A 10,644-nucleotide genomic window follows, 5' to 3' on the forward strand; every position below is an offset into this window, starting at 1 on the left:
CGAGCAACTGCACGCCATCGGCCATGCGGCTGAGCGCCAAGGCTACCGAGCGCCGCGTCCCGTCCACATCGTCTGCCAGATTGGCAGCGATGGCGCTGATGGACAGCAGGTCTTCGGAGGCGTTGGCCAGAAGGGTTTCGGTGTTGACCTCGGGGGCGACGGTGAAGAGGTTACCTTTGCGGTGCCTGGGCGGTTTTTCGGTGGTCGGGGGGAAGTAGTGGGCGAAGGCGCGGTCGGCGGCTTCTTTGAGTTTTTCGTCTTCGAAGGATTCTTCGGACGGGGTGCCAGAGTTGTCTGGCGGATTTGGAGATAGCTTGAACATATAAAATTCCCTAAACAGTAAGTTGGAACCGCCACCGTTCGTTTGCACGCGAATTAGGTGGCGGCCGTGCGCAGGTGTGCAAGACCGGGACTGTTTAGGACACCCAGCAGATCCGAGGATCTCCTGCGCGCAGCCGCCATAAAGCAATGAGCCATGGCAATTGCGCCCTAAACAGTTTCGTCGGACTTGCACGTCCGTGTCACCGTTTATTCAGTGACAAAGCCAGACTAGACCTGGGTTTGGGCCGGAACAAGTTCACCAACACCACACAACTTGAAGGAAATCTCCGACGCGGTTACCAGACGTTGGTGTCTATGGGGAAGGTCAAAAGATCGCAGCCTTCGGCAGCTCCTACATGGGCGCGGCGTACACCTGTGGAGCTGCCGAAGGCTGCGATCTTTTGGGGCCATCAAGGTTTTGACGACAAATCCGCCATCCCCTTGAGCAACTCGATCGGCAGCGGAAAGACAATGGTCGAGCTCTTGTCCCCGGCAATCGAACTCAGCGTCTGCATATAGCGCAGCTGCATGGCCCCAGGCTGGCGCCCGAGCATTTCGGCGGCCTGCATGAGTTTTTCCGAAGCCTGCAATTCGCCTTCTGCGTGGATCACCTTGGCCCGGCGTTCCCGTTCGGCTTCGGCCTGTTTGGCGATGGCGCGGATCATCGATTCGTTGAGGTCCACGTGCTTGATCTCGACGTTGGCGACCTTGATGCCCCAGGCGTCGGTCTGGGCGTCGAGCACTTGCTGGATGTCGATGTTCAACCGCTCACGCTCGGCCAGCAGTTCATCGAGCTCATGTTTACCGAGCACCGCGCGCAACGTGGTTTGAGCCAGTTGGCTGGTGGCCATGAGAAAGTCTTCAACCTGAATAATCGCTTTCTGCGGATCGAGGACGCGGAAATACAGCACCGCGTTGACCTTGACCGAAACGTTGTCGCGGGTGATCACGTCTTGTGGCGGCACGTCGAGGACCACGGTACGCAAGTCGACGCGAACCATTTGCTGCACCACTGGAATCAGCAGGATCAGGCCGGGGCCTTTGACCTGCCAGAAGCGCCCGAGCTGGAAGACCACTCCGCGCTCGTATTCGCGCAGGATGCGGAAGGTCGACCCCGCCAGTGCAATCACCAGTAACAGCAGCGCGGCAAAACCCAGTTGCAGGCCCATGGTTATTCTCCACCCGGCGCCGCGTCAGCCGCGGCCACTTCCAGCAATAATCCCTTGCGTGCCACCACCCGGACCCTTTGCCCGGGTTGCAGCGGCGTGGCGCTGAGCACTTGCCACTTTTCTCCTTGAAGGTGCACCCAACCGTTGTAGGCATTGCCGGCCAGCGACATCACCGGGGCCACGCTACCCACCAGTCCTGCATCGCCACTGACGTTTTCGCGCGGTCGGGTTTTCAGGGCGTGGAACAGCAGGAAGATCAGCAGCAGCGCGCTGATCAGTCCCAGGCCGATCATCAGCGGAACCGGCACCTCGGTGTTGGTCAGAATCACCGCACCGATCACGAACATCACAATGCCGCCCAGACCGATCACGCCGTAATTGGGCAAGGCCGCCTCGGCGATCAGAAACGCGATGCCGAACGTGATCAGCCAGATCCCGATGGGGTTTGGCACCAGCAGGACGACGGTGTCCGCCGCGAATACCGATCCGCTCAAGGCCAACAGCAGCGCAACTGCACAACAACGAGTGTTCACGTGACCCTCCGGGAGAGTCATAGATGGTTCTTTATACAGTCTAGCTGAGCTCTGGATTGTACGAATTTTGATCAATTTTCGGCGTTGTTCCGGCGGGCAGATTTCCCGCGCGATGGCGCCAGCGGGCCTAGACTTTTTAGTGGAGAGAAAAGGTTTAACCATCGTCCGCGAAACGTTATTGCGGACTCCGAGGTGCATCATGCGTATGGCAAGAACTGTGCAGGACAGCCTCAATAAGGCTCACTGCGAATTTGACGTCGTCACCCATCCGCACTCGGCCAGCAGCCTTGAAACAGCGCGGGTCGCGGGCATTCCTGCCGAACGGGTGGCCAAATCGGTGATCCTCGACGACCACCACGGTCATTTCCTGATGGCTGTGCTGCCGGCGAGCCGTCACCTGGACCTGAGCAAAGTACGCGGCAGCGGCGAATGGCAGATCACCCGGGAAAGCACCCTGGCGCATCTGTTCCAGGATTGCGAACGCGGCGCGGTGCCTGCGTTGGGCGAATCCTATGGCATGGACATGGTCATCGACCCACTGCTGACCCGGCAAAAAGACATCTACCTGGAGGCTGGTAACCACAACAACCTGGTGCACATGAGCGTGCCGGAATACCTGAAAATGGTGCCGCATGCTGAAGTGTGCGAGTTGAGTCAGTAGTTTTTGCGGCGTCAGTGATGACGCCTTCGCGAGCAAGTCGGATCGCCGCACCGCCGCTCCCACATGGAAACGCGGTCAACTGTGGGAGCGGGCTTGCTCGCGAATGGCCGCGCCGCGGTCACCGATCCCATACGCGATGACGAAGGAGCCCGACATGGAATCCCCAACCCACAGCCTCCCCAACCTGTTCAAACAACTCGGCCTGCCCGATGACGCCGAAAGCATCGATAAATTCATCGCCACCCATTCACCGCTTAAACCCGAATTGCACCTGGCGGATGCGTTCTTCTGGAGCGAGAGCCAAGCGCAGTTTTTGCGCGACGACATTCTGGATGACGCCGATTGGGCGGAGGTGGTGGATCAGTTGGATGTGCTGTTGCGGAAGGGGCGGGGGGTGTAAAAAAATCTGAAAGAAAATGGCGAAATGTAAAAAAAACTGGTGAGCGGTAAAAAAATCTGGGCTTTAATCGCCCAAGTAAATTTTTTCTGTGGACGCTCGCCATGCCTGTTGTTGGATACGCCTATCTCCGTGATGCGCTGAGCCTTAAGGCTTTCGCACCCAAACGCGCGGCGATGATCAAGCCAGTCACTCGAATCACATTGATCGGTGATTGCTTGGCCGTTCCCCAGTCAGTCGCACCTGCTCAGGGCTCGATGCTTGAGCATATTCTCTTTGCCCTCAAGCACGAAGGCGTCAACCTCTGCATCCTTGCCCAGGCGCTTGAAGCTGTTTCTGCTGAGCAACTGCTGGATGAGTTGGCCAAATCCCCGAATGGCGTGTTCATCCGCAAAGCCTGCTTCTTGTGGGAGAGCTTCACCGGGCAACAACTTGAGTATTCGATGCCGGTTCGGGGCAGTGTTGTTCCACTATTTGATCCCAAGCGCTATGTAACTGGGCCAGCCCTGCGCAATAGCCGTTGGCGCGTCGATTTTAACGGCTTGGGTTCTATGCGCTACTGCGCCACCGTAAAACGAACTCCTGAACTCGAAGCCTTGCTCAGTCTCGACATTCTCGGCCGAGCTAAAGCCTTTATGGCGACATTACCGCCCGAAATGATGGACCGCGCGATCAACTGGGCTTACCTGCACGAAACCCGCGATTCCTTCGCCATCGAAAAAGAAGAACCCAGCGAAGAAAAGTCTCGCCGCTTTGTTCAATTGCTGCGCCAGGCCCATGAAGGGCGCGAGTTGAGTGAAGACTATCTGGTCGAACTGCAGAACAGCACGGTTTCCAATCCTTTCGACAAAGCTGTCCTGTTTCGCCACGAACAGAATCATCTGCATAACGGTTTGCGTGGCGCCGCTGGTGTCAGCTATGTCCCGCCCGCACCGGACCTGTGTCGTGAACTGATGGAAGAGTTGATGAACTTCGCCAATCAGTCTTCAAGGCAAGTCGACCCACTGGTGGCTGCTGCTGTGACTGCTTTCGGATTCGTCTTCGTTCATCCGTTCATGGATGGCAATGGTCGACTTTCACGTTTCTTGATTCATCAGACCCTTTGCCATTCCGGTGCCTTGGAAAATGGTTTGCTGCTGCCCGTCTCCGTGGCCATGAAACACGAAGAGGCGAACTACCTGGAAGCGCTGAAGGACTTCTCAAAACCTGCTCGTGATTTTTGGAATGTCACTTGGCTGGACGCTGACCAGATGGTTTTCGAGTTCATCGGCCACCCGTCCATTTATCGCTTCTGGGACGCCACCCGTTGCGTCGAATTCACATTGCAGATGGCGCGACGCGCGCTGGAAATCGAATTGCGTGAGGAAACTGAGTTTCTGGACCGTTACGACCGTGTGATCAAAGCGGTGAATGAGCGTTTCGATGTTCGCGGCAGCGATTTGTCGAAGCTGGTGATGATGTGTCTGGACAACGACGGCAAGGTCTCGAAGCACCGGCGCAAGCAGTTTCAGTACAGCGTGCCGGAGGAGGTTTTAGATTTTATTGAGGGAGAAGCGGGAAGATTGTTGAGTGATGTCTAAGGGGCAAGCATTCGTCTGATAATAGAATTGTCTCAAAACTTGACCGGCTTTCCCCTCAAATGCCATATTGATAGTTAGCAAACTAACAGTGTGTGTTTCCCCTCGTGCCGAAGAACCTCGACGCTCTCCAGATGAACATCAGCAGCTCCATGGTGGTGGCCGCCAGGCATTGGCGCAGGATCTGCCAGACCACGCTGGTCAACTATGGAATCTCCGAAGCCTGCGCCGTTCCGTTGTTGATGATCGGGCGTTTGGGTGAGGGTGTGCGGCAGGTGACGGTGGCGCAGGCGGCCGGGATGGAGAGCCCGTCCCTGGTGCGCCTGCTGGATCAGTTGTGTCATGCCGACTACGTCTGTCGTACCGAAGACGCCCATGACCGGCGCGCCAAATGCCTGAGCCTGACCGAGACGGGTCGTGAGTTGGTGCAAGCCGTCGAAATCGAGCTGGTGCGTTTGCGCCATGAAGTGCTCGAAGGGATCGATCAGAGTGATCTGGAAGCGGCGTTGCGGGTACTGAGGGCTTTTGAATCAGCCAATCATCTGCCGGTGCTCAACCCTTGAACGGATTTTTTACCGGCATGCCCCCGGCGCGGGACTGGTTCTACGGTGTGCGAACGTTCGCGGCGTCGATGATCGCGTTGTACATCGCCATGCTGATGCAAATGCCCCGGCCTTATTGGGCGATGGCCACGGTCTACATCGTTTCCAGTCCGTTTGTCGGCCCTACCAGTTCCAAGGCGTTGTACCGCGCCGTCGGCACCCTTCTCGGTGCCGCCGCCGCGGTTTTTTTCGTGCCGATGTTTGTCCAGAGCCCTTATGTGCTGGTGGTGGTCATCGCGCTGTGGACCGGGACTCTGCTGTTCCTCTCCCTGCACCTGCGCACCGCCAATAATTACGCGCTGATGCTCGCCGGGTACACCTTGCCGCTGATCGCTCTGCCGGTGGTGAATAACCCGTTGGGGGTGTGGGACGTGGCCGAAGCGCGGACGGAAGAAATCTTCCTCGGTATCGCGGTGGCGGCGGTGGTCGGCGCCATGTTTTGGCCTCGGCGGCTGGCGCCGGTGTTCAACGATTCGGTGAACAAATGGTTCGCCGATGCCTCGACTTACAGCCTGCGTTTCCTCAGCCGCAACGTGCAACCGGACGAAGTTAGCGCCCTGCGCTCGGCGATGGTGGCGACGTTCAACAGTCTGGAATTGATGATCGGCCAGTTGCCCCACGAAGGCGCGCGGCCGCAAACGGTGCGCAACACCAAGGAACTGCGCGGTCGCATGATTCACCTGCTGCCAGTGATCGACGCCCTCGACGACGCGCTTTATGCCCTTGAGCGGCGCACGCCCGAGCTTGTGGATAAGTTCGCGCCGCTGCTGGCAGAGACCACTGAATGGCTCGGCCACAACGATGCCGACCTCGCCCGCTGGCAGACGCTGAAAGACCAACTCGAAGCCCTGCAACCGTCCGCCGAAGCGTTGGATGATCGCAAGCAGCTGCTGTTCTCAAACGCCCTGTATCGCCTCGGCGAGTGGATCGATGTGTGGCAAGACTGTCGCAGCCTGCAGTACGCCATCCAGTGCGAAAGCCAGGACAGTTGGCGCGCGGTTTATCGGCACTGGCGGCTTGGTCGGCTGTCGCCATTTCTCGACCGTGGGCTGATGCTCTATTCGGCGGCGTCCACCGTCACCGCCATCATCGTCGCTTCGGTGCTGTGGATTCTGCTCGGCTGGACCGACGGCGGCGCCGCGGTGATTCTGGCGGCGGTGGCGTGCAGCTTTTTCGCGTCGATGGACGACCCGGCACCGCAGATCTTCCGATTCTTTTTCTGGACGGCGATGTCGGTGTTGTTCGCCAGTCTTTATCTGTTTCTGGTCCTGCCCAACCTGCATGACTTCCCGATGCTGGTGCTGGCGTTTGCCGTGCCGTTCATTTGCATCGGCACCCTGACGGTGAAGCCGCAGTTCTACCTGGGCATGTTGCTGACCCTCGTCAACACCTCGTCCTTTATCAGTATTCAGGGCGCCTACGACGCGGATTTCCTCAGCTTCGCCAACTCCAACCTGGCCGGCCCCGTGGGCTTGCTGTTCGCCTTCGTCTGGACCCTGATCGCCCGGCCGTTCGGCGCCGAACTGGCTGCCAAGCGCCTGACCCGTTTCAGCTGGCGTGACATTGTCAGCCTGACCGAGCCGGCCACGTTGTCTGAGCACCGGCACTTGGGTGTGCAGATGCTCGATCGCCTGATGCAGCATTTGCCGCGCCTGGCCATGACCGGCCAGGACACGGGCATCGCCCTGCGGGAAGTTCGCGTGGCGCTGAACCTGCTGGATTTGCTCGCCTATACACCGCGAGTCCTCGGCGTACCGCAAGCGCTGCTGCGCCAGGTGGTGGCCGAGGTCGGTGAGTATTTCAAAGCCTGCCTCAAGGCTGGCGAACGGTTGCCGGCGCCGAGTCCGTTGCTGATGACCCTGGATCGCACCCGCCGTGCACTCAACACGGAGTGCGATGAAGGTGCGCGTCTGCATTTGCTGCACGCCTTGAGCGGCCTGCGCCTGTCGCTGCTGCCAGGGGTGGAATTCGTCGGCGCCGGCGAGCTCGAAGAACCGCTGCCCCATGGCATCGATGGAGCGCCTTTATGATCGGTGATCTGGATATCAGCGGGGTGTTTCTGCCCACGCTGCTGGTGCTGATGGGCATTACGTACGTGTTGTTCCTGCTGGTGCACGGGTTGCTGACGCGTCTGCACTTTTACCGTCTGGTCTGGCACCGGGCATTGTTTAACGTGGCTCTCTACGCTGTGCTGCTCGGCGCCGTGGACTCACTCAGTCGATACCTGATGACATGAAAAAACCTTTTTTGACCATCGGTCGCGTAGTGCTGACCCTGCTGATCGTGGCCTTCGCCGTTGTCGTGGTCTGGCGCATGGTGATGTATTACATGTTCGCGCCCTGGACCCGGGACGGCCACATCCGCGCCGACATCGTGCAGATCGCGCCGGACGTGTCCGGGCTGATCCAGCGAGTCGACGTGCGTGACAACCAATTAGTGAAGCGTGGCCAAGTGCTGTTCAGCATTGATCAGGACCGTTTCAAACTGGCCCTGCGTCAGGCCAAGGCGGCGGTCGCCGACCGTCAGGAAACCCTGGCGCAGGCGCAACGCGAAGCCAAGCGTAACCGCGGCCTCGGCAATTTGGTGCCGGGTGAGCAACTGGAAGAGAGCCAGTCCCGGGTGGCCCGCGCCGAAGTGGCGTTGATGGAAGCTCAGGTGGCGGTGGACAGCGCCCAGCTCAACCTCGACCGCTCGACCATCCGCAGCCCGGTGGACGGCTACGTCAACGACCGTGCACCGCGCAACCAGGAATTCGTCACGGCCGGGCGGCCAGTGTTGTCCGTGGTGGACAGCAATTCATTCCACATCGACGGTTATTTTGAAGAAACCAAACTGGACGGCATTCATGTCGGCCAGAGCGTCGATATTCGGGTGATCGGCGACCGGGCTCGCCTGCGCGGACACGTGGAAAGCATCGTCGCCGGCATCGAAGACCGCGACCGCAGCAGCGGTAGCAACTTGCTGCCCAACGTCAACCCGGCGTTCAGTTGGGTGCGGCTGGCGCAGCGGATTCCGGTGCGGATCGCCTTCGACGACGTGCCGGCGGATTTCCGCATGATCGCCGGTCGCACGGCGACGGTTTCTATTATGGATGACCACCAGCAGGAGCCCGCGAAATGAGCAGGGCCTCGGGTTTGGCTATCGCCGGGTTAGGCCTGTTGCTGTCGGCCTGCCAAGTGGTCGGGCCGGATTATCACTTGCCGGACGAGGCCGCCGTACACCGTGAAGACTTGCAGGGCGACTTGGCGGTGAACGGCAAAAATGTCGTCTCGGCACCGGTGCCCAGCGATTGGTGGCGCTTGTATCAAGATCCGCGCCTCGATCAATTGGTCGAGCAGGCTATGGCCTCCAATACCGATTTGCGCGTGGCGGCGGCGAACCTTTCCCGCGCGCGCGCGCAGGTCGATGAAGCTCAAGCGGCAGGTGGCTGGAGCGGCGGCGTGAAGATGGGCGCCCAGCGTTTGCAGGAGTCTGGCGAAGCGTTCTTGCTACCGGAGAAAGTGCCGGTGGCCAACGTCGGCGACATTGGCATCACCACCTCGTATCAGTTCGACCTGTTTGGCACGTTGCAGCGCGGCATCGAAGCGGCCAAGGCCAATGCCGATGCGACTCAAGCCGCGGCCGATACAGCGCGGATTACCTTGGTGGCTGATGTGGTTCGGGCCTACACCCAAGTCTGCGCGGCCAATGAAGAGCAGGAAATCGCCCAGCATTCCCTCGACCTGCAAGCCCAGAGCACCACGCTGATCCAGCGCTTGCGCGACGCCGGGCGCGGTGATGAAACCCAGGTCACCCGCTCGCAAACCCAATTCAAATCCCTGCGCGCTGACATGCCGCGTTATGAGGCGGTCCGTCAGGCCGGGTTGTTCCGCTTGTCGATGCTGTTGGCCAAACCTGTCGAGCAATTGCCGTCAGGCACCAGCGACTGTGCGGAACTGCCGAAAATTGCGCAATTGTTGCCGGTCGGTGATGGCGCGACGTTGCTCAAGCGCCGTCCCGATGTGCGGCAGGCCGAGCGACGACTGGCTGCCGCGACCGCCGGCATCGGCATCGCCACGGGCGAGTTGTACCCGGACATCAGCATCGGCGCGACCGTCGGTACCGTCGGCATCCTGGAAAATCTCGGCAAACCGGCGACCAATCGCTGGGGTTTCGGGCCGTTGCTGACCTGGACCGTGCCGTCCAACGGCTCCCGGGCACGAATCCGCGAGGCCGAAGCAACGACCCAAGGCGCGCTGGCGCATTTCGATGGCGTGGTGCTCAACGCCATTCGCGAAACCCAAACCGGCCTGGCGCAGTACTCCGCGTTGCTGCAACGTCGCGACGCACTGGCCGACGCCGAGCAATCGGCGCAACTGGCGGCAGATCAGACCCACCGCTTCTTCCAGGCTGGCCGCGCATCGTTCCTGGCGGACTTGCAAGCGACCCGCACCTACACCGACGTGCGGGCGCAACTGGCTTCCGCCAGCACGCAGGTTGCCATGAGCCAGATCGATTTGTTCCTGGCATTGGGTGGCGGTTGGGAAAGCGGACGAACGCAAGGCACGAACTCCGGCAAACCCTGAGGCCGTTGCTATGCTTTGATTTGATGAGGTCGCGCGTCGAACTCATCAATCAAGGCTCGCGTTGGTCATGGGGATTCCAATAATGAAAAACCCTTATGCTCCCGGCTTCTGGTGCGCTATTGCGGCATTGGTGTTGCTATCGGCCACTTATTTCTACGGCATCATGCTGGCCCACCAGATCGACAAGGCACTGGTGTTCCTCGACAGCGCCACGGCACTGATTGCCGTGATGGCAATCGTGGTGGTGGCCTGGGCTTCGGTCCAGGGTCAGCGCATCAAAAAAAGACAGCTCGAACAAGGCAAGACCCTGGTGCTGATCTGGGACACCAAGGTCGCGCTGCGCCGTGTCGAAACGGTGTTCGACCGGTATTTCTGGGGCAGTTACTGGCAACCGGGGCGTACGTTCCAGGAAGTCATGGGCGAACTCACCGGCACACCGCTGGAAAAAAGCCTCGAAACCCTGAAAAAACAATGCCAGGCGCTGGACAAGCAAGTGTCCGCGGAAGGCTGGCACTGGCTCAGCAACGCCCGTGAACTCTCCGATGTCGTCACCGCCATGGCCCGGGAACGTTATCAACTGGACTTCTGCGACCCGCGCTCGGAATCCCCAAGCGGCACGGCGGTGATTAATCGCGACTTCGAAGTGCTGGTCTATACATGGACCGCACGGCTCAAGAGCTTTGATCATCAGCTTGATGAGATCGAGGTTCAGTATTCCTGATCTGTGTTTGCAGGACTGACGCCATCGTCGGATCGCCGCCCGGAGCAAGCTCGCTCCCACAGGGTTACTGTGATCGACACATAACCCATGTGGGAGCG

General features: G+C 59.6%; 12 protein-coding genes. 9 read left to right on the forward strand and 3 right to left on the reverse strand.

Annotation, left to right across the window (positions count from 1 at the left end; genetic code table 11):
- The 3 genes from E3W21_RS09620 to E3W21_RS09630 all read right to left on the reverse strand — a co-directional run.
- A partial coding sequence (locus E3W21_RS09620; protein ID WP_134419957.1) for a DUF6124 family protein occupies positions 1-322 on the reverse strand: 322 nt, incomplete at its 3' end.
- A 409-nt stretch (positions 323-731) separates the two neighbouring features.
- Positions 732-1,490: a slipin family protein gene (locus E3W21_RS09625; RefSeq protein ID WP_129439535.1), complete on the reverse strand. Its 759-nt coding sequence runs from the start codon at positions 1,488-1,490 to the stop codon at positions 732-734.
- A gap of 2 nt (positions 1,491-1,492) precedes the next feature.
- Positions 1,493-2,023, reverse strand: a complete 531-nt coding sequence (locus E3W21_RS09630; RefSeq protein WP_134419219.1) for an NfeD family protein — start codon at positions 2,021-2,023, stop codon at positions 1,493-1,495.
- A gap of 199 nt (positions 2,024-2,222) precedes the next feature.
- On the opposite strand from E3W21_RS09630, the gene E3W21_RS09635 reads away from it, so the two are divergent.
- The 9 genes from E3W21_RS09635 (at position 2,223) to E3W21_RS09675 (ending at position 10,546) form a co-directional block, all read left to right on the forward strand.
- On the forward strand, positions 2,223-2,684 hold the full coding sequence (locus E3W21_RS09635; protein WP_123369093.1) for an aminoacyl-tRNA deacylase: 462 nt from the start codon (positions 2,223-2,225) through the stop codon (positions 2,682-2,684).
- 154 nt (positions 2,685-2,838) lie between these two features.
- Positions 2,839-3,084: a DUF2789 domain-containing protein gene (locus E3W21_RS09640; protein WP_095127695.1), complete on the forward strand. Its 246-nt coding sequence runs from the start codon at positions 2,839-2,841 to the stop codon at positions 3,082-3,084.
- 101 nt (positions 3,085-3,185) lie between these two features.
- Complete coding sequence (locus E3W21_RS09645) at positions 3,186-4,661, forward strand: Fic family protein (RefSeq protein WP_129439530.1); 1,476 nt, start codon at positions 3,186-3,188, stop codon at positions 4,659-4,661.
- 131 nt (positions 4,662-4,792) lie between these two features.
- The gene (locus tag E3W21_RS09650) at positions 4,793-5,221 is read left to right on the forward strand and encodes a MarR family winged helix-turn-helix transcriptional regulator (RefSeq protein ID WP_134419220.1); all 429 of its coding nucleotides are present in this window, start codon (positions 4,793-4,795) and stop codon (positions 5,219-5,221) included.
- Positions 5,218-7,290, forward strand: coding sequence for an FUSC family protein (locus tag E3W21_RS09655; protein WP_134419221.1), 2,073 nt, complete (start codon positions 5,218-5,220; stop codon positions 7,288-7,290). Before E3W21_RS09650 ends, E3W21_RS09655 begins: the two co-directional genes overlap by 4 nt.
- A complete protein-coding gene (locus E3W21_RS09660) occupies positions 7,287-7,496 on the forward strand; it encodes a DUF1656 domain-containing protein (RefSeq protein WP_033058629.1) in 210 nt (69 codons plus the stop codon). The genes E3W21_RS09655 and E3W21_RS09660 overlap by 4 nt, the downstream gene beginning before the upstream one ends.
- Positions 7,493-8,380: an HlyD family secretion protein gene (locus E3W21_RS09665; protein WP_134419222.1), complete on the forward strand. Its 888-nt coding sequence runs from the start codon at positions 7,493-7,495 to the stop codon at positions 8,378-8,380. Before E3W21_RS09660 ends, E3W21_RS09665 begins: the two co-directional genes overlap by 4 nt.
- A complete protein-coding gene (locus E3W21_RS09670; protein WP_134419223.1) occupies positions 8,377-9,825 on the forward strand; it encodes an efflux transporter outer membrane subunit in 1,449 nt (482 codons plus the stop codon). Before E3W21_RS09665 ends, E3W21_RS09670 begins: the two co-directional genes overlap by 4 nt.
- Positions 9,826-9,907: 82 nt before the next feature.
- Entirely contained in the window at positions 9,908-10,546 is a 639-nt protein-coding gene (locus tag E3W21_RS09675; RefSeq protein ID WP_129439519.1) for an NADH:ubiquinone oxidoreductase subunit N, read from the forward strand.
- The last annotated feature ends 98 nt before the right edge of the window (positions 10,547-10,644 follow it).

Origin of the sequence: Pseudomonas sp. F01002, from assembly GCF_004402115.1 — a bacterium.
GTDB classification, from domain to species: Bacteria; Pseudomonadota; Gammaproteobacteria; order Pseudomonadales; family Pseudomonadaceae; genus Aquipseudomonas; species Aquipseudomonas frigoris.

What these genes read in the sequence shown, in the direction of transcription:
- E3W21_RS09665 (WP_134419222.1), top strand. Translation starts at nt 7,493, where the DNA reads ATGAAAAAACCTTTTTTGACCATCGGTCGCGTAGTGCTGACCCTGCTG.
- E3W21_RS09650 (WP_134419220.1), top strand. Translation starts at nt 4,793, where the DNA reads ATGAACATCAGCAGCTCCATGGTGGTGGCCGCCAGGCATTGGCGCAGG.
- E3W21_RS09675 (WP_129439519.1), top strand. Translation starts at nt 9,908, where the DNA reads ATGAAAAACCCTTATGCTCCCGGCTTCTGGTGCGCTATTGCGGCATTG.
- E3W21_RS09635 (WP_123369093.1), top strand. Translation starts at nt 2,223, where the DNA reads ATGCGTATGGCAAGAACTGTGCAGGACAGCCTCAATAAGGCTCACTGC.
- E3W21_RS09640 (WP_095127695.1), top strand. Translation starts at nt 2,839, where the DNA reads ATGGAATCCCCAACCCACAGCCTCCCCAACCTGTTCAAACAACTCGGC.
- E3W21_RS09660 (WP_033058629.1), top strand. Translation starts at nt 7,287, where the DNA reads ATGATCGGTGATCTGGATATCAGCGGGGTGTTTCTGCCCACGCTGCTG.
- E3W21_RS09670 (WP_134419223.1), top strand. Translation starts at nt 8,377, where the DNA reads ATGAGCAGGGCCTCGGGTTTGGCTATCGCCGGGTTAGGCCTGTTGCTG.
- E3W21_RS09625 (WP_129439535.1), bottom strand. Translation starts at nt 1,490, where the DNA reads ATGGGCCTGCAACTGGGTTTTGCCGCGCTGCTGTTACTGGTGATTGCA.
- E3W21_RS09645 (WP_129439530.1), top strand. Translation starts at nt 3,186, where the DNA reads ATGCCTGTTGTTGGATACGCCTATCTCCGTGATGCGCTGAGCCTTAAG.